Annotated in this window: 15 protein-coding genes and 2 rRNA genes; 4 read left to right on the forward strand and 13 right to left on the reverse strand. The window is 62.8% G+C overall.

Features of this window, described 5'->3' with window-relative positions; translation table 11 throughout:
* Positions 1-106: 106 nt before the first annotated feature.
* Positions 107-1,003, reverse strand: coding sequence for a LysR family transcriptional regulator (locus E8E68_RS15860; RefSeq protein WP_110742498.1), 897 nt, complete (start codon positions 1,001-1,003; stop codon positions 107-109).
* Between the two features lie 184 nt (positions 1,004-1,187).
* The gene (locus E8E68_RS15865; protein ID WP_110742497.1) at positions 1,188-1,778 is read right to left on the reverse strand and encodes an NAD(P)H-dependent oxidoreductase; all 591 of its coding nucleotides are present in this window, start codon (positions 1,776-1,778) and stop codon (positions 1,188-1,190) included.
* A gap of 161 nt (positions 1,779-1,939) precedes the next feature.
* Between E8E68_RS15865 and E8E68_RS15870 the strand changes: the two genes are divergently transcribed.
* Positions 1,940-2,254, forward strand: a complete 315-nt coding sequence (locus tag E8E68_RS15870) for a putative quinol monooxygenase (RefSeq protein ID WP_110742496.1) — start codon at positions 1,940-1,942, stop codon at positions 2,252-2,254.
* Here the strand turns inward: E8E68_RS15870 and E8E68_RS15875 are convergent.
* On the reverse strand, positions 2,244-3,008 hold the full coding sequence (locus E8E68_RS15875) for a sulfite exporter TauE/SafE family protein (protein ID WP_280342762.1): 765 nt from the start codon (positions 3,006-3,008) through the stop codon (positions 2,244-2,246). The two genes, E8E68_RS15870 and E8E68_RS15875, sit on opposite strands and share 11 nt — an antisense overlap.
* Positions 3,009-3,085: 77 nt before the next feature.
* On the opposite strand from E8E68_RS15875, the gene E8E68_RS15880 reads away from it, so the two are divergent.
* Positions 3,086-3,979: a LysR substrate-binding domain-containing protein gene (locus tag E8E68_RS15880; RefSeq protein ID WP_280342764.1), complete on the forward strand. Its 894-nt coding sequence runs from the start codon at positions 3,086-3,088 to the stop codon at positions 3,977-3,979.
* Positions 3,980-4,101: 122 nt separating this feature from the next.
* Complete coding sequence (locus tag E8E68_RS15885) at positions 4,102-4,446, forward strand: cupin domain-containing protein (RefSeq protein WP_003258412.1); 345 nt, start codon at positions 4,102-4,104, stop codon at positions 4,444-4,446.
* 113 nt (positions 4,447-4,559) lie between these two features.
* Here E8E68_RS15885 and mmsB read toward each other — a convergent pair whose 3' ends face one another.
* A complete protein-coding gene (gene mmsB / locus E8E68_RS15890) occupies positions 4,560-5,447 on the reverse strand; it encodes a 3-hydroxyisobutyrate dehydrogenase (RefSeq protein WP_266032249.1) in 888 nt (295 codons plus the stop codon).
* 10 nt (positions 5,448-5,457) lie between these two features.
* Positions 5,458-6,984 carry a CoA-acylating methylmalonate-semialdehyde dehydrogenase gene (locus tag E8E68_RS15895; RefSeq protein ID WP_280342768.1) on the reverse strand — a complete coding sequence of 509 codons (1,527 nt, stop codon included), beginning with the start codon at positions 6,982-6,984 and terminating at the stop codon, positions 5,458-5,460.
* A 132-nt stretch (positions 6,985-7,116) separates the two neighbouring features.
* On the opposite strand from E8E68_RS15895, the gene E8E68_RS15900 reads away from it, so the two are divergent.
* Positions 7,117-8,067 carry a LysR family transcriptional regulator gene (locus E8E68_RS15900; RefSeq protein WP_266032247.1) on the forward strand — a complete coding sequence of 317 codons (951 nt, stop codon included), beginning with the start codon at positions 7,117-7,119 and terminating at the stop codon, positions 8,065-8,067.
* A gap of 149 nt (positions 8,068-8,216) precedes the next feature.
* Here E8E68_RS15900 and E8E68_RS15905 read toward each other — a convergent pair whose 3' ends face one another.
* From E8E68_RS15905 to E8E68_RS15940, 8 genes are all read right to left on the reverse strand, one after another.
* Entirely contained in the window at positions 8,217-8,708 is a 492-nt protein-coding gene (locus E8E68_RS15905) for an OmpA family protein (RefSeq protein WP_110748300.1), read from the reverse strand.
* A gap of 4 nt (positions 8,709-8,712) precedes the next feature.
* Positions 8,713-9,984, reverse strand: a complete 1,272-nt coding sequence (locus E8E68_RS15910) for a diguanylate cyclase (RefSeq protein WP_280342771.1) — start codon at positions 9,982-9,984, stop codon at positions 8,713-8,715.
* Complete coding sequence (locus tag E8E68_RS15915; protein ID WP_280342774.1) at positions 9,981-10,547, reverse strand: YfiR family protein; 567 nt, start codon at positions 10,545-10,547, stop codon at positions 9,981-9,983. Before E8E68_RS15915 ends, E8E68_RS15910 begins: the two co-directional genes overlap by 4 nt.
* 496 nt (positions 10,548-11,043) lie before the next feature.
* Positions 11,044-13,119, reverse strand: a complete 2,076-nt coding sequence (recD, locus tag E8E68_RS15920) for an exodeoxyribonuclease V subunit alpha (protein WP_280342777.1) — start codon at positions 13,117-13,119, stop codon at positions 11,044-11,046.
* Entirely contained in the window at positions 13,116-16,790 is a 3,675-nt protein-coding gene (recB, locus tag E8E68_RS15925) for an exodeoxyribonuclease V subunit beta (RefSeq protein WP_280342780.1), read from the reverse strand. Before recB ends, recD begins: the two co-directional genes overlap by 4 nt.
* On the reverse strand, positions 16,787-20,269 hold the full coding sequence (recC, locus tag E8E68_RS15930) for an exodeoxyribonuclease V subunit gamma (RefSeq protein WP_280342782.1): 3,483 nt from the start codon (positions 20,267-20,269) through the stop codon (positions 16,787-16,789). The genes recB and recC overlap by 4 nt, the downstream gene beginning before the upstream one ends.
* Positions 20,270-20,439: 170 nt before the next feature.
* A 5S ribosomal RNA gene (rrf, locus tag E8E68_RS15935) occupies positions 20,440-20,555 on the reverse strand.
* A 145-nt stretch (positions 20,556-20,700) separates the two neighbouring features.
* Positions 20,701-22,003: ribosomal RNA gene (locus E8E68_RS15940) — 23S ribosomal RNA — on the reverse strand; the annotation flags it as partial.

Genomic DNA, 22,003 nt, shown 5'->3' on the forward strand with positions numbered 1-22,003 from the left:
GGTGTTGTTTTTGTTGAGCAGTCAGTAAGGCCGAAGCGCTGCGACTGTGCAATCAACCGAAGGAAGTTTCGCCGCCTGTGGACAGGATCTGTCGCGTTCAGGCAACTCAGCAGGCGTACATCGCAAGCTTGCGCTGGATGAAATCGAGAAAGCACTGGATACGCAGCGCCAACTGGGTATTACGGTAGTACACCGCGTGGATCGGCTGGCGGTAGCCGTTGTTGGCCTCGCTCAGCAGCACCTGCAGGCGCCCGGCCCGGATGTCTTCGTGGGTCATGAAGTGCGACAGGCTGACGATGCCTTCGCCAGCCAGTGCCAGCTGGCGCAAGGTCTCCCCGCTGGAGGCGATAAGCGCCGGGCGGATGCTCCAGCGATCGCCCTGGGCATGCCGTAGCGGCCAGTGGTTGAGCGACTCGGGTTGGCTGAAGCCAAGCAGGCAATGGTTGGCCAGGTCCTCGACGCGCTGTGGCGTGCCGTGCTGTTCCAGATAGGCCGGGCTGGCCAGCACCTGCACCGGGCTGCAACCCAGGTTACGTGCGTGCAGGCTGGAATCGGCCAGCTCACCAATGCGTATTGCCACATCGGTGCTCTGTTCCAGCAGGTCGATGATCAGGTCGTCGGTGTTCAGCTCCAGCTCGATGCCCGGGTACTGGCGGCGGAACTCGCCGATCCACGGCAGGATGGCATGCAGCATGAATGGCGCAGCGGCGTTGATACGCAGACGCCCGGTGGCGGTCTGGCGGTTCATCGACAGGCGCTCTTCCATGTCGTCCATCTGCTGCAAAATCAAGCGCGCACGCTCGACGAAGAACCGGCCTTCCTCGGTGAGGTCCATGCGCCGGGTAGTGCGGTTCACCAAGGTGGTACCTAGCTTGCCCTCCAGGCGGGACAGGGTGCGGCTGACGGCAGATGGGGTCTGGCCCATCTGCTCGGCAGCGGCAGAGATCGAGCCGCAGTCGATGACGGCGACAAATACCTGGAGTTCTTCGGAGCGGGTTTTCACATCTGGGCCTGTGATTGGAGTCTGCAGAAATTAGATAGCCGCTTGTCGAGGCCAAGTCCAGCGGCGCCTGTACCGGCCTCTTCGCGAGGCAAGCCCGCTCCCACAGGTATTGCACAGTATCAAGGGCTGCGGAGAACTTGTGGGAGCGGGCTTGCCCCGCGAAGAGGCCAGTGCAGGCAACACATCACTGCGCCTTGCCAAACACCTTGTCCAGATGCGCTTCATAGGCCGCCAAGGCCGCCGGCACATCCGGGCGCTTCATCACATCCGTCGCCAGGAAAGTCGGCAGGCCAGTCATGCCAAGGAACTGGTTAGCCTTGTGGAACGGGAAATACACCGCGTCCACACCCCGGCCCTCGAAGAAGTCGCTCGGGTCATCGAAGGCCTGCTGCGGCGCGTTCCAGGTCAGCGACAACATGTACTGCTTGCCGTGCACCAAACCACCGCTGCCGTACTTCTGCGTGTGATCCGACCGGGTACGGCCGTCGTTGGCATACAGGCTGCCGTGGCCAGCGGTGAACACATCATCGACGTACTTTTTCACCGTCCACGGCGCGCCCATCCACCAGCCGGGCATCTGGTAGATCACCACATCGGCCCAGAGGAATTTCTCTACCTCTTGCTGGGCGTCGTAGCCACCATCGATGAACGTTTCACGCACATCGAAACCGGCCCGGTCCAGGTGAGCCACCGCAGCCTGGTGCAACGTTGTGTTGAGGCGACCATCGGAATGGGCGAACTGCTTGCCACCGTTGAGCAGAAGAATCTTTTTCATGCTGGCCTCCGGGCCGTTCCAGAAATTCAGGCCGGCAGGTTAGAGGCTCGCAGGCGGGCGATACAGCCTCTGTAGAGCAAAATACAATTGACCTGAAGTCACGAATACCACACAGATTATTGCCGTAGAATCGGTTCACCTTCCATCAATGAGTAGCGTCCATGAGTGAGCAGTTCGCCTTCATCCTCAAAGCCAAGACCCGCCCGGAAATGGCTGATGCCTTCGAAACCCTGTTCCGCCCTTACGTCGAGCCAAGCCGCCAGGAACCGGGCTGCATCGAGTACCACATGCTGCGTGACCAGCAGGACCCAAGCCTGTTTGTGTTTTTCGAAGTGTGGGCCGACCAGGCCGCGCTGGATGTGCACTCGGCGTTGCCACACATGACCGCGTTCTTCGAAAAGCGCATGGACTACCTGGAGCGCGATTTCGATATCCAGCGTGTCGACATGCTCAGCGCCTCGTCCGCTAGCCGTTGATCAGCAGATGGCCGCCAAGTATGGCCAAGCCAATGAAGAAGCAACGCTTGAACAACAGCGCGCTGATGCGCTGACGCAGCCACTGGCCGGCCAGCATGCCGAGCAGGGCTGGCGCCAGCATCAGCAGTGACGCACCCAGCGCCTGCCCGCCCAGGGCATCCTGCCCGGCCAGGCCGACGGCCAAGGCCAGGGTCGAGACGGTGAACGCCAGCCCCAGGGCCTGGATCAACTGCTCCCGGCTCAGGCCCAGGCTCTGCAGGTAGGGCACAGCCGGCATCACGAACACCCCGGTCGCTGCGGTAACCACGCCGGTGACCAGCCCGCAAAGCGGTCCCAGCCAGCGCTCATGCCGCACCTGCAGGTGCAAGCCCGAGCCCATCAGCCCATACAGCGCATACACCAGCAAGGCTGCCCCCAGCGCGTGTACGGCCCATGGACCACTGTTGATCCCCAACCAGGCGCTGCCCAGCAAGGTGCCGACAAAGATCAGCGCCAGCATCGGCCCCAGGCGTACCAGCAAACCCCGCAGGTGCCCACCGCTGGCCAGCTGCCACAGGTTGGTGAGGGTTGAAGGAACGATCAGTAATGCTGCTGCCTGCGCCGGTTGCAGAGCCAGGCCCAACAGGCCCATGGCAATGGTCGGCAGACCGAGGCCAATCACCCCCTTCACCGCCCCTGCCAGCACAAAGGTCAGTACCACCAGCAATGTGAGTGCTGGGCCTATGTTCTGGTAGAAAGCGAGCAAGGTATTCATGGGCCGATGATGCTGATTGCCGGGTGGAATGAAAATCTGCCTTATATTCACCCAGACTCTTGCCTAGGTAGAGCCACATGCATTTCGACCTGATCGACCTCAAGCTTTTTCAGCACACCCTGGAGTGCGGCAATATCACCGCCGGCGCCAGTCGCAGCCACCTGTCACTGCCGGCGGCGAGTGCGCGCATTCGTGCCATGGAAGCTTCGCTGGGTATCCCTTTGCTGGAGCGTAATCGCCGTGGCGTGCAGCCGACGCCGGCCGGCCAGGCCCTGTTGCAGCATGCACGGCTGATAGCGCAGCAAGTCGAACGCCTGCAATTCGACCTGGGCCAGTATGCGCAAGGGCAGCAGGGCCAGGTGCGCCTGCTGTGCAACACCGCCGCGCTTACCGAGTACCTGCCCGAACTGCTGGCCAGCTACCTGGCGGCCAACCCCGGGGTCAGCGTGGATGTGCAAGAGCTGCCGAGCTTGCGCATCGTGCAAGCGATCACCCAAGGCATGGCTGACCTTGGCATCGTGTCGACCGCGGCCCCCAGTGATCACCTGCAGACCCGGCCGTTTCGCGACGACCCGCTGGTGCTGGTGACGCCGCTGGGCCACCCGCTGGCCAGTGTGGCGGCCCCCAGCTTCATCGACAGCCTGAGCCATGGCCATGTCGGCCTGGGGGCTGGCAGTGCACTGGCGTTGTATCTGGAAGAACAGGCCCTTCGCGAGGGCCAACGCATGCGGATACGAGTGCGGGCAGAGGGGTTTGACGGAGTGCTTCGCATGGTCGCCGGCGGGGCGGGGGTGGGCGTGGTGCCGCTGGCAGCAGTGCAGCGTTGGCAGGGGGTGTTGCCATTGCACTGGGTGACGCTGGAAGAGCCATGGGCCAACCGCAGATTACTGTTGTGCGCACGGGATTTTGCGGCGCTGCCAGGCTATGCCGCGGGATTGGTCAGCGCCCTTTCCGGCGCAGGTATGAGCTGACCGTCGAGGTAAACCGCCTGGCATAGCGCGGGCAGGCAGCTGGACGTCGAGCCCAGGCAACTGCGGCTCGGTCGATGGCCCTATGGTGACGAGTCATTCAGCCAGTCACCAGGAGTTGTGCCATGTCCGATTTCATCACCGTCCTGCGCGAAACCTGCCCGACGCCGGTCGTGGACGCCACCAAGTGGAAGCGCATCGGCGGCGATCCGCACACCGTCAACCTCAACGCCTACTTGTCGGCCGACGGTAGCAAGATCATGGGCACCTGGATCTGTACCCCAGGCAAGTTCGAGGTCAACTACGAGAAGTGGGAGTTCTGCCACTTCCTCGACGGCTACTGCATCATCACTCCGGAAGGCGAAGAACCCAAGCACCTGAAGGCAGGTGATGTATTCGTGATCGAACCGGGTATGAAAGGCACCTGGGAAGTGGTCGAGACCGTGCGCAAGTACTTCGTCTTCGCCTGATCCCACAGGGTCTGCATAGCCCTGCAAAAAAAACGCGGGGCAGCCGCCCTTCCCTCTGGTGCGCAGTTACAGAGGGAAGGCCGCCTGGCCCGCGATGAAGTCCACCCCTTGCATCAATCCTTCTTGCGATAACCCTCAACGATGGCCGAGAAGTCCTTGCCGCCCTCCCCGCGCAGGCTCATGGCCTGATACAGCTGCTGGGCCACGGCGCCGAGGATCACGGGCTGATGAGCCTGGCGTGCAGCTTCGGTCGCCAGCCCCAGGTCCTTGAGCATCAGCTCGGCACCAAAACCACCGGTGTAGCCACGCGATGCCGGTGCGGTCTCGACAATGCCCGGCCATGGGTTGTAGGTGTCCGAACTCCAGCAGCGCCCGGTTGAACTGTTGATGATGCCAGCCAGCACCTTGGTGTCGATGCCCAGCGCATTGCCCAAGGCCATCGCCTCGGACACGCCGATCATCGAAATGCCCAGCAGCAGGTTGTTGCAGATCTTGGCGATTTGCCCGGTGCCAACCTCACCGCAGTGCACGATGTTGCGGCCCATCTGCTCCAGCACCGGTTTGAGGCTGGCGAACAATTCGGTGCTGGCACCGACCATGAACGTGAGCGTGCCGGCCGCGGCACCGCCAGTGCCACCGGAGACCGGTGCGTCGCCCATGTCTACACCCTTGGCCGCTGCAGCCTTGGACACATCCCGGGCGGTCTGCGGGTCGATGGTGCTGCAGTCCACGGTCGGCGTACCGGGGCGAATACCGGCCAACACACCGTCGTCGTTCAGGTACACACTGCGTACATGGGCTGCAGCCGGCAGCATGGTGATCACCAGTTCGCTATTGGCTGCCGCGTCCTTGGGCGACGGGCTGATTTGCCCGCCCAGTTCGGCCAGCTCGGCGAGCACGGCCTTGTTCAGGTCGAACAGGTTCAGCTGGTGCCCGGCCTTGATCAGATTGCGGGCCATGGGCGCACCCATGTTGCCCAGGCCGATGAATGCGATACGCATGTCGTGCTCCTTAGCGCAGGCTGATGGTGGTGTTCACACCGTCATTGACGCTGTCGTCATCGAACCAGCGCGCGGTAACGGTCTTGGTCTGAGTGTAGAACTGCACCACTTGCTTGCCGTACGGGCCCAGGTCGCCGAGTTTGGAGCCCCGGGAGCCGGTGAAGCTGAAGAACGGTACCGGTACCGGAATCGGGATGTTGATACCGACCTGGCCGATGTCGATTTCGCTCTGGAACTTGCGCGCGGCCGCGCCGCTTTGGGTGAACAGGCCGGTGCCATTGCCGAACGGGTTGGCGTTGACCAGGGCGATCGCCTCGTCGAGGGTATCGACCTCCAGGGTCACCAAGACCGGGCCGAAGATTTCCTGGGTGTACACCTGCATGTCGGTCTTCACGCCAGAGAACAGGGTTGGGCCGACGAAGTTGCCTTGCTCGTAGCCCGGTACCTTGACGTCACGGCCGTCGAGTTCCAGCTTGGCGCCTTCCTTGATACCGCTTTCAATCAGGCCCAGCACCCGCTCCTTGGCGCGTTTGGAAACCACCGGCCCCACGTCGGTACCTGGCTCGCAGCCGGCATTGACCTTGAGCTTGCCAGCGGCTTCCTTGATATCCGGCAGCCACTCGCGAGCCTTGCCTACCAGCACGGCCACCGAGGTAGCCATGCAGCGCTGGCCAGCTGCGCCGAAGGCGGCACCGACCAGGGCGTTGATGGTTTGCGTGCGATTGGCATCGGGCAGCACCACCGCGTGGTTCTTGGCGCCCATCATCGACTGAACCCGCTTGCCGTGCTGGCTACCCAGGTTGTACACGTGGGTGCCTACTTCGGTAGAACCAACGAAAGAGATCGCCTTGATGTCCTGGTGGGTGCAAATGGCATCCACCACTTGCTTGCCCCCGTGCACCACGTTAAGCACACCGGCCGGTACGCCGGCTTCCAGCGCCAGCTCGACCAGTAGCATGGTCGACAGCGGGTCTTGCTCGGACGGCTTGAGTACGAAGGTGTTACCGCAGACGATGGCCATGGGGAACATCCACAGCGGGATCATCGCCGGGAAGTTGAACGGGGTGATGCCGGCGCATACGCCGATCGGCTGGCGCAGGGTGTAGGTATCGACACCGCCAGCGACGTTCTCGGCGAACTCGCCCATCTGCAGGGTACCGATGGACGCCGCATGCTCGACCACTTCCAGGCCGCGGAAGATGTCGCCCTCGGCGTCTGCAATGGTTTTGCCCTGTTCAGCGCTGAGCACCTGGGCAATCCGTTTGGTGTGTTCGCGGATCAGCGCCTGCAGCTTGAGCATGATGCGCATACGCGCGCCGATCGGGGTATCGCGCCAAGTCTTGAAAGCGCGATGGGCAGCTGCCACGGCAGCGTCGACTTCCTCGACGGTGGCAAACGGCACGCGCGCCAGCACCTCTTGGGTGGCCGGGTTGACGATGTCGCGCCATTCGGTGGTTTTCGACTCGACCCACTGGCCGTCGATCAGCAGCTTTACCTGCTCAACCTTGGTGCTGCTGGGGGATTGCGGTGCGTTCATCTGCGTTCTCCTTGGAATTATTGTCGGGACGAGATCGCCAGCGCCGGGCAAACGCGAGGTGGCGTCCTGAGGCTTGTTTCGAGTATAGATGTGCAAACATCCAACAAGAACGCACAAAAAAACCGGATCATCATGCAAAAAGACCTCACATCCCTGAGCGCGCTCAACTGGGACGACTTGAAGTTTTTCCTTGAAGTGGCCCGCACCCGCAAGGCCAGCAGTGCCGCCAAACGACTGAGCGTGGACTACACCACCGTGTCGCGCCGCATCAGCTCGCTGGAGGGTGCGCTGGGCACCTTGCTGTTTGAAAAGTCGCGGACCAATGGCTTTGTCCTCACCGCCGAAGGTCAGCGCCTGCTGGGCTATGCCGAGTCGATCGAGAGCACGCTGCACATGGCGTGCGAGCAGGTGTCCGGGTCGGGCGTGGCGTTGTCGGGGCATGTGCGCATGGGCTGCACCGAAGGCTTTGGCAGCTTTTTCATCACCCCACAGCTAAGCCACTTCGTCGATGCGTATCCGGCGATTTCTGTGGATATCCTGCCGCTACCGCACTTCATCAGCCTGTCCAAGCGCGAAGCGGATATCGTCATTGCCCTGGAGCGACCGGAGCACGGGCCGTATGTGTGTTGCAAGCTGTGCGACTACCGCTTGCGGCTGTATGCGACCCAGGATTACCTGGACAGCCACGCGCCGATTCGCCAGGTGGCGGACTTGGCCAGGCATCCGTTCATCAGTTACGTGGATGACCTGGCGTTCAGTTCGGAGCTGCTGTACCTGGCCAACCTCATTCCCAGCGCCAACGCGCATTTGCGCAGTACCAGCGTGATTGCCCAGTACACGGCGGCGTTGCAGGGGCGTGGGTTGGCGATCCTGCCATGCTTCCTCGCCGCGCAGGACCCGCGATTGGTAACGGTGTTGCCGGAGGAGATCGAGGTGACGCGGCAGTTCTGGATGTATTGCCGGGAGGACTTGCGCAAGTTGAAGCGCATTACCCTGCTGTGGGATTACATCCGGGCGGTGACCGAGGCGAATGCGCCGTTGTTGATGGGGCAAACCCGCGAGATGCGCTTTGCCCAGGCCTGATGGGCCTGCGTATTTCCAAGGACAAGCACAAATCCTGTGGGAGCGGGCTTGCCCGCGAACACCGGCGAAGCCGGTGCCAGATACCGCGTTACCTGCCTCGCGGGCACGCCCGTTCCCACTGGAGATTGTGACAGCCCAAGAGGCAACGATCAGTAGGACGCTACCACGATGGACACCCGGCGGTTCTCGGTACGCCCGGCGCTGGTGCGGTTGTCCGCCACGGGTTGGCTGCTGCCGAGGCCACGGCTGTGAATGTTCTGCGGCTGCATGCCAACCCCGACCAGCGCCGTGCTCACGCTCTGCGCGCGGCGCTCGGACAGCTGCTGATTGTAGGCCGTCTTGCCGGACGAGTCGGCATGCCCGTCCACCCGCACGGCCTGGATACCCACACTGAGCAGTGCCTTGCCAATACGCTCGACAATCGCCTGGCTTTGGCCGTTGAGGCTGTCCAGGTCGCTGCCGAACAGCACTTTGCCAGACAGGTCGTAAGCCCAGCCTTCGTCGGTTGGGGTGAAACCTTCGCGCTTGAGTACGGCAATCTGTTCAGGGGTAAGGCCCTTCGGCGGTGCGCTCTGGCAACCGGACAGCGCCAGCACGGCGAGCAGCAAAACCCAAAGCGGAAAACGTATAGCCTGTATCACGGGGTCAACTCCTGTTCTTGATTTCCGTGGCGGACCGTTCCGTCTGCGCCACATGCCAATGGCCGCGTCGTTCGCGCTTGGCCTGGTACATCGCCGCATCGGCGGCATTGAGAAGACTGGCGGGGTCAGTGCCGTCATCCGGGTAATAGGCAATACCGATACTCAGTGAAGTGGCGATATTGCGGCCGCTGTCCAGCTGCACCGGCAGCTTCATGCTGGCCACGATCTTCTCGGCGATCTGCTCGGCATCCCGGCGCGTATGCAAAGGCGCCAACAACACGGCGAACTCGTCTCCGCCCAGGCGCGCCACCAGGTCGTGCTCACGCAGCTGGGCGCGCACCCGGTCGGCGACGCTGATCAGCACTTCGTCGCCCACGGCGTGCCCAAGGGTGTCGTTGATCTGCTTGAAGTGGTCGCTGTCGAGGAACAGCAAGGCCAGATGATCCTGCTGGCGTGCCGCATTGCGCACGCTACGGTTCAGGCGCCCCTCGAAGAAGGCGCGGTTGGGCAGGCCAGTGAGGCTGTCGTGGCTGGCCTGGTGGGCCAAGGTCTGGTTTTCGCTCTGCAGGTGGCTTTGCCATACCTCCAGTTCGTCCAGCAGGGCGTTGAAGTCATTACCCAGCTCGTTGAGTTCGGCAATCGCCGCTTCAGGTACACGCCGATCGAAGCTGCGCTCGCGGCGGGCGGCGTGCGCGACACTGGCCAGGCCACGCAACGGGCGGGTGATATCGCTGAGCAGCCGCCGCGACAGGTACTGAGCGGCCAAGGCACTGAGAATCGTGCAGCACAGGATACCGGCCAAGCCGCCAAGCAGGAATAGCAACAGGCTGCGGCCCTGACCGACCAGTTCTATGTGCCCGACCTGTTGCTGCTGGTGCATGATCGGGAGGTTGACGGGCTCATCCAGCAAGGCGCTGGCGACTTGCACTTCCAGCAAGGCGAGCATGCCGGTATCGCCCCGTTGCCAGTGCGCCAGTTGCTCGCCCTCATGGTTGAATACCTTGGCCTCGGCAACCTCTTCGGTACTGGCGATCAGCGCCAGTGATTCATTGGCAGCAGCACTGTCATTGAACACCACTGCCGCTTCCACGGTGTAGTTGATCGACCGTGCGATCAGCTGCAGGTTGTGGTTGGCGTAGACACTCAAGGCAAGCACGCCCAGCAGGGTCAGGGAAATACCGGCCAGGCCCACGGCGAGCAAGGCGACGCTAAGGTGACCACGGCCCAGCACTGAACGCAGGGTCGGGCGCACTCTGCGCTTGCCGGCAGGCTTCATGGCTGCACCGTCCGGCGGCGCGACAGTTGCAGAACGCTGGGGTGAATGCGCACGCCAGAGCGCGCCACCGAGTCGAGATTGACCTCGAAGGCCACTTGCTGGTCACTGACCTGCAGGCAGAACAGGCTGCCGACCGTACACGGGTCGTTGGCCTCGCTGATGCTCAGGACCGGGTGGCCGCTGACGCGCTCGAACAGTTTGTCACGTTGGCCTTGGTCGAGCTCGCCGATATAGATGGCGTCGCAGGCCTGGGCGACCTGCGCGTCGTCTGCCAGCAGGCGCTTCACCTGCAAAGGGCGCCCGGACTCCTGTACATGCCCCTTGATCAGGTCATCGGCGTACTCGGTCGGGCCGACCAGGCAAAGGCGCAAGGTGGAGGGTTCGACCGGCCAGCGGGCATAACTGAAAATGCCCAACACCACCTGGGTAACGGCCTTGGCGCGCTGTTGCGCCTGGGCGGCGGTTGCGGCGGTTTCTGCCCGGGCGTGGCCTGAACAAAAGAACAGGACGGCCAGCAATAGCGAAAGCGCACAGCTTGTCAGTCGCCTCGCGGACACGTGCATGGGGGGAATCTCTTGAAGTCCTTTGCGGCATCGGCGCAACGATAGCACATGGCCGCATCGTTGGAGGAGACGCCGATCTCAGAGGCATGCGCACCCTGTGGGAGCGGGTTCACCCGCGAAGCAGACGACGCGGTGGATGGCACGGGCTTCGCCCGTGTTCGCGGGACAAGCCCGCTCCCACAAGGATCGCGCTAGCCAGTTGTTACCCAAGTACTGCATCAGCCTCAAGCCTGCGGGGTAGCTGTGGGAGCGGGCTTGCCCCGCGAAGAATCCAACACAGTGCATGGCACGGGCTTCGCCCGTGTTCGCGGGACAAGCCCGCTCCCACAGAGATTGCGCTGGATTCTAGAAGTTGATTAAGCCCGCTGTTCTCAGGTACTGCATCAGCCTCAAGCCCACATGGATCGCGCTAGATTCTAGAAATTGAGCAAGACAGTTGCTACCACAGGGAACGCATGTCTTAGCAAAACCCAAGTGAGCCCGCGGTTCCCCAACGCTAGACCTGTTCGAGCATCAACCCGGAAATGCGCCGCACCTTGCGCGCCACCGCTTCTTCGAAAATACCTTGGCGCGGCTCGACCAGGCTGAAGCAGTGCTTGGCGCGGGTGATACCGGTGTACACCAGTTCCTTGGTCAGCACCGGGTTAAGCGCGTCCGGCAGCACTAGCGCGGTGTGGCCGAATTCCGAGCCCTGGGACTTGTGCACGGTCATGGCAAATACCGTTTCCACTTCGTTGAGCCGGCTAGGCAAGACGAAACGTACCCCGCCGCTGCCGTCGTTACGCGGGAAGGCCACACGCAGCAGCGGCTCACCACGCTCATCCGGCAGGCGCAGGGCAATGCCGATATCGCCGTTCATCAAGCCCAGGCCATAGTCATTACGGGTCACCAGGACCGGACGCCCCTCGTACCAGGGCTGCTGGCTGTCGATCAGCCCGGCACTGTGCAGCACCCGCGCCACGCGCTGGTTGAGGCCTTCGACACCCCAGGCGCCGCGGCGCACCGCGCACAGCAACTGGAAGTCCTCGAAGCTGTGCAACACCTTGCCCGCCCATTGCTCCCAGGCGGGGTCGTCAAACGCGGTGCCCAGTGACGGCCGGTAGCGGCCAAGGGTGCGCAGGTAGCTGCGGTAGCCTTGCGGGCCGTCACTGCCGCGGTTCAGGCCATCGAGCAGCAGGCGGTCAAAGGCGCGGTCCTGCTCGTGCTTGAGTGCCAGGCTGTGTACGTCGGACGGTGGTGCAGCCAGCAGGTTGCGCGCCGCGTGTGAGTCCTGGCGGTTGACCAGCCGCGCCAGCTGGCCAATGCCGCTGCCTTCGCCAAAGCGCCGCGAAAAACGCAACATCACCACCTGCTGAGCCAGCGGGTTGCGCTGTTCATCGCCAACCTTGAGGCCACTGTCGGTCAGCGATTCGCCACTGATCTGTTCCAGCCAGGTAGCGGTCTGCGGTGAGTAGTAACCCTCCTCGGCGTCCCGACACAGGTCGCCCAGTACGGCCCCTGCCTCGACCGACGCCAACTGATCCTTGTCGCCCAGCAGCACCAGACGTGCCCGGGGCGGCAAGGCATCCAGCAGGTTGGCCATCATTTCCAGGTCGATCATCGACGCTTCGTCGACCACCAGCACGTCCAGTGGCAACGGGTTGCCGCCATGGTGGCGGAAGTGCCGCGACCCCGGGCGGCTGCCGAGCAGACGGTGCACGGTGCTGACTTCGGTTGGGATCTGCCCGCGCACTTCGGCGCTGACCTGCAAACGCTCGACCTGCTGGCCAATGGATTCGGTCAGGCGTGCAGCGGCCTTGCCGGTCGGGGCCGCCAAGCGGATACGCAGCGGCCTGCCCTGCTCCACTGCTGGCGCCTGCAACAAGGCCAGCAGGCGCACCACGGTGGTGGTCTTACCAGTACCAGGGCCGCCGGTGATGATGCTGAAGCCGGCACGGGTAGCCAGCGCGCAGGCGAGCTTCTGCCAGTCCACCTGGCCGGCTGCTGCCCCGCCCTCGAACAACTGCGCCAGACGTTGCGGCAGGTCCGCAGGCGGTACCTCGGCCTGGGTCAGGCGTTGGCGCAGCGTATGATCGATGCGCCGCTCGTAGCTCCAGTAGCGCCGCAGGTACAGGCGTTCACTACTGAGTACCAATGGCCGCGCCTGCTGACCCGGGGTGTCGCCAGCGGCCACCAGCGGGCTGGCAGCGATGCGTTGGCGCCAGGCATTCAAATCGAGGTTGGCCAGCAGCTGCGAGGGCAGCAGCAAAGGGCCGGTCAGGGCATCACCTTCGGGCGGCAACGACAGGGCAAAGTCAGGTTCGGCCAGGGTTTGCTGCAGATCGAGGCAGACATGACCATGGCCCAGCTGGTGGCTGGCCAATGCCGCCGCCAGCAACAGCAAGGGGTCGCTGCCGGGTGCGCGTTCCTCGAGGAACGACACGAATGCGCGGTCCAGGGCACGCAGCCAGCCCCGCTCTACCCAACGATCGAGCAGTTGCAGCAGGTCACCGCTGTCATGCTGTGGAGCCAGCGCCAGCAGGTGTTCGGCGTGCAACGGGGTGGGCAACAGATCGACAAGGCTGCGGCTCATAGCTCGGCTCCGGCAAACAGGTCCTGCTGCACGGGCGGGTGCTCGCCACGAAACAGCGCATCCAGGCTTTCGATCAGCTCGCGCGGCGGTTTGACGTGGTACACGCCATGGCCGCTGCTGCTCGCACCGCGCAGGAAGATGAACAGGGCGCCACCCACGTGGCGGTCGTAATCGTAATCCGGCAGTCGCGCGCGCAATTGGCGATGCAGGGCCAGCAGGTACAGCACGTACTGGAGGTCGTAGCGGTGTTCGAGGATGGCCTTCTCCATGGCCGGGGCATCGTAAGCCTGGATGTCCGGGCCCAACCAGTTGGACTTGTAGTCGGTCACGTAGTAGCGTCCGTCCAGCTCGAACGCCAGGTCGATGAAACCTTTGAACATGCCATTGAGTACGGTTGGTTGCGCCGCCGGTCGTGCCTGCCCAGGATGAGTGTGGCGTGCCACCAGTCGGTCTAGCTGTTCGGCGTCGACCCGGTGGCTGGCGAACCAGAATTCCATCTCGATCTGGTAATGACGCAGCTGCCCAAGCGTCAGCCCCTGCTCGCTGCCTGGCAGCGGCAATGCTTCGCCCAGCAAGCGCTGCATCCAGTCACTCAGGGTGGTGATCCAGCCGGTCCAGTCACGGCGGTTGCAACGCTGGCCAACCATTTGCGCGATCATCTGCGGATTGCCGCTGACCTGGCTGAAGCCTTCGCGGCCCGCCCACTCCAGCAAACCATGCAGGAAGGTGCCGGGGTTCGGCCCACGCGGGAAGCGGTGAATATCGCCGCTGTCGGCGGGGACTTCGCGCAGCATCTGCGCATCGACCACCTCATCATCCAGCAGTTGCTGGGCCAGCGAGCTGTCGGCACCGAGGGTCTGATCGCCGACGCGCAGGGCGCTATACGAAGCGATCCACCAGTGTTCGGCCGCTGCGCGGCGTGGCTTGCGTGCAGGCAGCAGTTCACGCTCGGCCTGTGGCATGCGATACACCTGTTCATCCGCCTGCGGCAGGCCCGGGCACGTGATGTGCGGGCTGGTCGCGGCCAAGGCCTGCAGCCAGTCGCCCAGCTGCGCCGAACCGGCCAGGGCAAGGCCGCCACCCAGCAGGTAGCCGAATGCCGAACGGTGCAGTTGCGAGCTTTTCTGGTTGCCGCGCTTGAGGTCGGCGACGCCCAGCCAGCAGGCATGCTGGGCGCGGGTCAAGGCCACGTAGAGCAGGCGCAGGTCTTCGGCCAGGCGCTCGTCATCGGCGCGCTCGATCTGCTCGGGTTTAGGGGTAAGGGTAAGGTGGGCATTACCCTCGCTGTCATGCCAGGCCAACGGCAGGCGGCTGCCGTCCACCGGCTTGCTGGTGCAGATGAAAGGCAGGTAGACCAGGGGATACTCCAGGCCCTTGGACTTGTGGATAGTCACCACCTTGACCAGCTGTTCGTCGCTCTCAAGGCGCAGGATCTGTTCTTCGCCAGCCTGCCCGGAACTGGCCAGATGCTCGGCCAGGTGGCGAATCAGCGCCTGTTCGCCATCCAGCTCGCCGGCGGCCTGTTGCAGCAACTCGGCCAGGTGCAGCAGGTTGGTCAGCACCCGTTCGCCATCGGCGCGGCGGATCAGCGTGCGCGGCAGCTGAAAATCATGCAGCAGATGGCGCAACATCGGCAGCACGCCTTGGCGCTGCCAAGTGTCGCGATAGTGGCGGAAGCGCATGACCCAGCCTTCCCAGACCCGTTCGTCCTGGTTCAGCCGGTCCAGCGCGGCCAGCGACAGGCCAAGGGTAAGGCTGGCCAACGCGGCCTTGAGCAGGCGCTCCGAGTCGGGCTCGGCGCAGGCCTTGAGCCAGGCCAGCAAGTCGTGGGCTTCCTGGGCAGCGAACACCGAATCCTTGTCGGACAGGTACACACTGCGCACCTCACGCGCGGCCAGCTCGGCGCGAACCATCTGCGCTTCATGGCCATCCCTTACCAGGATGGCAATGTCTGACGGCAGGCAGGGCCGCAGTTCGCCCTCGGCATTCCGGAAGCCCGCCGTGCCGCGCTGGCCGCCATTTAGCAAAGCGACGATATGGCTGGCGCAGCTGGCTGCCAGCTGTTGGCGGTAGGTAGTGCTCGAGACCGGCTCTTCACTTTGCAGCTGCCAGCATTGCAGGGCTGCGCTGGCTTCACCGTCGATCACCCATTGCTCGCCCCGGCCTTTGGCGCGGACCTCGATGAACGGCAGCGGGTTGTCATCGGCCTCGCGGAACAGGAATGCACCGCGCCCCGCTTCACGCGCCTCAGCTTGCAGGAAAACCTGGTTGACCGCCGCGACCATCGCTTTGCTGGAGCGGTAGTTGGTGTCCAGGCTGTGCAGGCGACCACGGGTGGCACGCCGGGCGGCAAGGTAGGTGTAGATGTCGGCCCCGCGGAATGCGTAGATCGCCTGCTTGGGGTCACCGATCATGAACAGGCCAGTTTCTGCACGATTTTCGCTGATCTGGTAGATACGCTCGAAAATGCCGTACTGGACCGGGTCTGTGTCCTGGAACTCGTCGATCAGCGCTACCGGGAACTGTTCGCGGATCAACCCGGCCAGGCGCTCGCCAGCCTCGCCGGCCAGTGCATGCTGCAGACGCACGAGCATGTCGTCGAAACCCATTTCCGCACGCCGGCGCTTCTCCACTTCAAAACGTGCCGACACCCAGCTGGCAGCGTGCTCCAGCAAGGGCGCATCCGGGCTGTCCAGAGCCTGCAATTGCTGCTGCAAGGTCTGCATGGCGATCAATGCGGGGTGTTCAGGAGGCTCCCCCTTCCATGCCTCGGCCATGCCGTCGGGGGTCAGCCGGGTAAAGCCGGTGCCCAGGTCGAGGTCCAGCAGTTGCTCGTCGCTGGCCCAGGCACTGAGCTTGTCGAACCACGGTTCGAAATAGCGTGCCTGCATCTTGCGGCCGTCGACTTGCTTGGCGGCCAGAGCATCGCGGCAGATCTGCCGCAGTTGCTCGGCCCACTGCGCCCATGGTGCTTTCAAGCGCGCCAGCTGTTCGCTGCGTTGCTTCAGCGATGCCTCAATCAGTGCTGCGGGCTCTGGGCCGTCCTGCTGGGCGCGGACTCGGCCGAACAGCGGGCGAATGCGTGGGAGCAAAGCGTCTGGGCTACCCCAGTGGCCGCGTACCCAGGCCAGGGCGTCACCTTCCATGCTGTAACAGAATCGCCGCCAGTAATCGCGCATGACCTGGCCTAGCAACTCGCTGTGGTCGGTTTCCAGGGTCTGGGTAAACAGGCTGCCGCTGTCGAAGGCATGCTCGCGCAGCATGCGCTGGCACCAACCGTGAATGGTCGAAACCGCTGCTTCGTCCATCCACTGCACGGCGATTTCCAGGCGGCCGGCACAACGTGGCCAAGCCTCCTCGGGGTAATCGTCACGCAGCTGATGCAGCAGCGGATCGGCACCTTCCAGTTCGCCACGGAAGAACCGGGCGGCTTCAGCGAGACGCGCGCGGATACGCTCACGCAGTTCTTTGGTGGCTGCGTCGGTGAATGTCACCACGAGAATCTGTGGTGGCAGCAGCTCGCGCTCGAAACCCTGCTCGCCACCGTGACCGAGGATCAGGCGCAGGTACAGCGCCGAGATGGTGAAGGTCTTGCCGGTGCCGGCGCTGGCCTCGATCAGCTGGCTGCCATGCAGGGGGAAACTCAGTGCCAATGGGCGGACCTGGGTCATGCGCCTTTCTCCGGATTGCCCAGGGTTTGCCAAGGGGCAGTGAACAACGGGCGGTACAAGGTTTCGCACCAGCCTTCAAAGGTTTCGTCGGCGCAGAGCGCTGCGAAATCGCGGAACTGCCGGGCCAACGCAATGCTCTCACTGCGCTCGCCGAAGCTGGTGCGTTCATCGCCTTCATAGGCGCGGGCGGCTGCGGCCAGGGCCTTGTCGGCATCGTCCTGGGCCAGCCAGGCAAACGCAGTCTTGGCGGCGACCGACAGCGGCGCATTCATCGCCGCCTGGCGAGCGACCAGCAGCTCGCCCAGCAGTTGCGCAGCCGTTTCTTGCGGCAGCGGTGCGAGCAACAGGGTCAGATCACTGGCTACCAGTGCGCTGTTGTAGGGGTAACCTGCCGCACAGGCCGCCAGGTGCGTGACCCACGGCGCAATCAGACGATGCCACTTGAGGTTGTTGCGCCCGGCGCTGATGGTGTTGGGCACCGTGGTAATGCTGAGCAGGCTCTGGTCATCGGCCTGGAACACCCGGCCCAGCCAACCTTCGAGGCGGTGCCGACCGTGCGCGAAGTGAATCGGCAAGGCGCCCTCGACCAGCTGTGGCCAGCGCTGCAACAACTGCTGATGACGCTGCAACAGGTCGGGGAGTGGTTCGATCAATTCGTTCTGCAGCAACTCGCCAAAACCGGCCAGTGGTAGTAGGCCGCAGGCTTGCAGGCGCCTGGCCTGGGCCTGCAGGGCTTGTTCGGCATTATCCGGCTCGGCCAGCGCTGCGCCGAGCAAGCGCTCGCTGGCGCCGTAACGTTGCAGGGTGTCGAGGACGAAAGGTTCTTCGTCCGGGGTCGGCGCTTCCAGCGCTTCGAAATATACCTTCAGACGCTGGCTGAAGAAGTGCCGCACCGGATGACGCAAGAAGTCATTCAGTTGGGTCAGGCTCAGCGCTTCATCATCGTCATAAGGCGGCAGCCCAGGATCACCTTGCTCAGCGTCCTCGCCCTTCTGGTGCAGCACCTGCCATTCGTGGGCATAGCTGAACAGTGGACTGCCCTTCTGGAAGTAACGTGGGCTGAACGGTTGCAGCGGGTGTTCCTGAGTCAGCGCATGCAGCAGTTGTTCACCCGCTTCAGCTGGCTGCCCGTGCTCGCCACCGGCCAGCTGCCAGCCGGCAGCGACATGGTCACGCAACTGGCCGATGAGTACCGAGGCCGGGCGCTCGCTGTTATCGCGGATACTGCGACCGACCCAGCTGACATACAGCTGGTCACGTGCCGACAGCAGCGCTTCAAGCAGCAGGTAGCGGTCGTCTTCGCGACGCGAGCGGTCACCGGGGCGGTAGTCACTGGCCATCAGGTCGAAGTCCAGCGGCTGCTGGGCGCGGGGGTAGTCGCCATCGTTCATGCCCAGCAAGCACACCACCCGAAACGGAATGGCACGCATGGGCATGAGTGTGCAGAAGTTCACCGAGCCAGCAAGAAAGCGTTGCGACAGCTTGCCCTGGTCCAGGCCCGACAGCCAGGCTTCGCGCACCACGGTCAACGGCAACGAGTCTTGCAGGCCGACGGACTCGCACACTTCAAGCCAGCTGTCGCGTAGATCCTGCAGTTGCATCAGCAGGAACTCATCATGCTCGCCTTCGGCAAGGAAGAACACTTGCAACAGGGCGTGTAGCCGCTCGCCCCACTGGCTGACAGTCGCAGGCTCGGACAGGGCCTGATACGCCACTTCAAGGGCGTCGAGCAGTGCAACCAGTGGGCCAATCAACGCCGCATCCAGGCCGCCGATTTCATCGTAGGGTTCTATGCCATCACAGGCCTCGCCTACGCCTACGGCATAGCCAAGCAGCATGCGCCGCAGACCGAAGCGCCAACTGTTCTGCTCAAGCCCGGCGGGCAAGCCCAGGCTGGCCCGCTGCTCGGCGTTGAGGCCCCAGCGGATACCTGCACCCTCGATCCAGCGGTGCAGGGTGGGCAGGTCGCTCTCACGGACCCCGAAACGGGCTCGGACTGCCGGTACGTCCAGCAGGTCGAGCACTTCACTGACCGCAAAGCGGCTATCGGGCAATTTGAGCAGGTGTTCGAGGGCGATCAACAAAGGCTCGCGGCCACGCTGCCCCTGGTCAGTCAGGGTAAACGGGATGTAGCGCGGATCGTTGCGCTGCAACTGGCCGAATACAGCCCGGATGTGCGGCGCATAGGTGTCGATGGCCGGCAGCATGACGATAACGTCACGCGGGCGCAAAGTGGGGTCGGCACTGAAGCGGGCCAACAGCTGGTCATGGAGTATTTCCACTTCGCGTTGTGGGCTGTGGGCGATATGGAAGCGGATAGAGCGGTCCTTGCTCGCGTCGACGGGTGGCCACAGCTCACGGGTTTCGGCAAGCGGCCGCAGCTCAAGAATGTCGTCTTGCAACTGGTTGAGCAGCGTGGTGGGTGAGCCGTCGCTGAACAGGTCGATGCGGCCATCGCTGAATACGCCCTGGTAGCTGCCCGGGTCGTCGTAGCTATCGAGCAGGTTGATATAGTCGCGACCTTGTTTGCCCCAGGCAGCCAGCAAGGGGTGGGCATGTTGGTGCAGCGACTGGTCATCCAGCTGCAGGGGCATGCCCTGCTTACGCTGTTGGCGTTTGTACTGATGACGCAGCAGGTCCTTATCGGCAACGATGTCTGCCCAGTGGTGGCGGCAGGGGTTGTGCACGCACAACAGCACCTGGCTGAACCGCGCCAGACCTGCCAAGGCTTCCAGGGCCTGTGCTGGCAGCGAGGAGATGCCGAACACGATCACTCGCGATGGCAGCCCGGCAGGTGCCTGCTCCAGGCTGTTGGTGCGCTCGATGAAGCGTTGATGTACCCCGGCTCGGCTCTGCGCCATGCCCTGCTCGCCGACATCGTCAAGCAACGCTCGCCATAGTTCGGCCTGCCAGCGGTTGCCCGGAGGCAACGCCTTGCGCTCGCCGCGGGCAGTATTGAGGATGTGCTGGCCGGCGGCCCAGTCCTTGAGCCAGTCGGCACGGTAAACCTGATACTGGTCAAACAGGTCGGCCAGGCGCTCGGAGAGCTGGTAGCGCTTGCGCAGGTCGCTGTCGTCGTTGAGGAAACGGCGCAGCGGCTCGAAATGCGGCCGCTCGATAAGTGCTGGTAGCAGGCGCATCAGGCGCCAGGTTAGCGGAGCCTTGTCGAGTAGGGACACTTCGGGAATTTCGTCACGACCCAGCACGCTGCGGTACAACTGCCACATGAAAGTGCCGGGCAGTTGCACATCGATCGCGGCGGCAATGCCGCAGCCCCCCAGATCATCTTCCAGCGGGTCTTCGGCCAAGGCCAGCTTGAGCCATTGGGCGATACCGTTGCTCTGCACCAAGGCGATTTCGTTTTCCAGCGGCGCCAATGGGTAGCGACGCATCCAGCTCACCACCAAGCTGCGCAGGTCGTCCAGGCGGTTGCTGTGGACGATCATGAAGCCAGGGTGAAGCTGGGGGGTGGTGAGCATCGGGAGGTCTCTAGCAGGCGCGGGAGGCTGTGGAGGGAACGATATCACGCGCAACACGCTCCCACAGAGGGCTTGGCGAAGCCAGCGAGGGTTGGCTCGAGCCAGGAATTTTACGACCACAAAGACAAAACCCCTACCTGCATGCGCAGATAGGGGTTTTGCGAAATGAATCTTGACGATGACCTACTCTCACATGGGGAAACCCCACACTACCATCGGCGATGCATCGTTTCACTGCTGAGTTCGGGATGGGATCAGGTGGTTCCAATGCTCTATGGTCGTCAAGAAATTCTGTAGCCAGAATGTCCAGATGGACAGCCCAGCGAATCCGGATATGTGATGGGTGCTGCGTTTAATTTGTGGTCTTACGAATTTTCGGGTCTTTCGTCTTCACCACCGCAATCTGCGTCAGCAAATTGCTTGGGTGTTATATGGTCAAGCCTCACGGGCAATTAGTATTGGTTAGCTCAACGCCTCACAGCGCTTACACACCCAACCTATCAACGTCGTAGTCTTCGACGGCCCTTTAGGGGATTCAAGATCCCAGTGAGATCTCATCTTGAGGCAAGTTTCCCGCTTAGATGCTTTCAGCGGTTATCTCTTCCGAACATAGCTACCCGGCAATGCCACTGGCGTGACAACCGGAACACCAGAGGTTCGTCCACTCCGGTCCTCTCGTACTAGGAGCAGCCCCTCTCAAATCTCAAACGTCCACGGCAGATAGGGACCGAACTGTCTCACGACGTTCTAAACCCAGCTCGCGTACCACTTTAAATGGCGAACAGCCATACCCTTGGGACCGGCTTCAGCCCCAGGATGTGATGAGCCGACATCGAGGTGCCAAACACCGCCGTCGATATGAACTCTTGGGCGGTATCAGCCTGTTATCCCCGGAGTACCTTTTATCCGTTGAGCGATGGCCCTTCCATACAGAACCACCGGATCACTAAGACCTACTTTCGTACCTGCTCGACGTGTTTGTCTCGCAGTCAAGCGCGCTTTTGCCTTTATACTCTACGACCGATTTCCGACCGGTCTGAGCGCACCTTCGTACTCCTCCGTTACTCTTTGGGAGGAGACCGCCCCAGTCAAACTACCCACCATACACTGTCCTCGATCCGGATAACGGACCTGAGTTAGAACCTCAAAGTTGCCAGGGTGGTATTTCAAGGATGGCTCCATGAGAACTGGCGTCCCCACTTCAAAGCCTCCCACCTATCCTACACAAGCAAATTCAAAGTCCAGTGCAAAGCTATAGTAAAGGTTCACGGGGTCTTTCCGTCTAGCCGCGGATACACTGCATCTTCACAGCGATTTCAATTTCACTGAGTCTCGGGTGGAGACAGCGCCGCCATCGTTACGCCATTCGTGCAGGTCGGAACTTACCCGACAAGGAATTTCGCTACCTTAGGACCGTTATAGTTACGGCCGCCGTTTACCGGGGCTTCGATCAAGAGCTTCGCTTGCGCTAACCCCATCAATTAACCTTCCGGCACCGGGCAGGCGTCACACCCTATACGTCCACTTTCGTGTTTGCAGAGTGCTGTGTTTTTAATAAACAGTCGCAGCGGCCTGGTATCTTCGACCGGCATGAGCTTACGGAGCAAGTCCTTCACCCTCGCCGGCGCACCTTCTCCCGAAGTTACGGTGCCATTTTGCCTAGTTCCTTCACCCGAGTTCTCTCAAGCGCCTTGGTATTCTCTACCTAACCACCTGTGTCGGTTTGGGGTACGG

It is taken from the genome of Pseudomonas sp. BN607 (assembly GCF_029871175.1).
In the GTDB taxonomy this organism is placed as follows: Bacteria; Pseudomonadota; Gammaproteobacteria; order Pseudomonadales; family Pseudomonadaceae; genus Aquipseudomonas.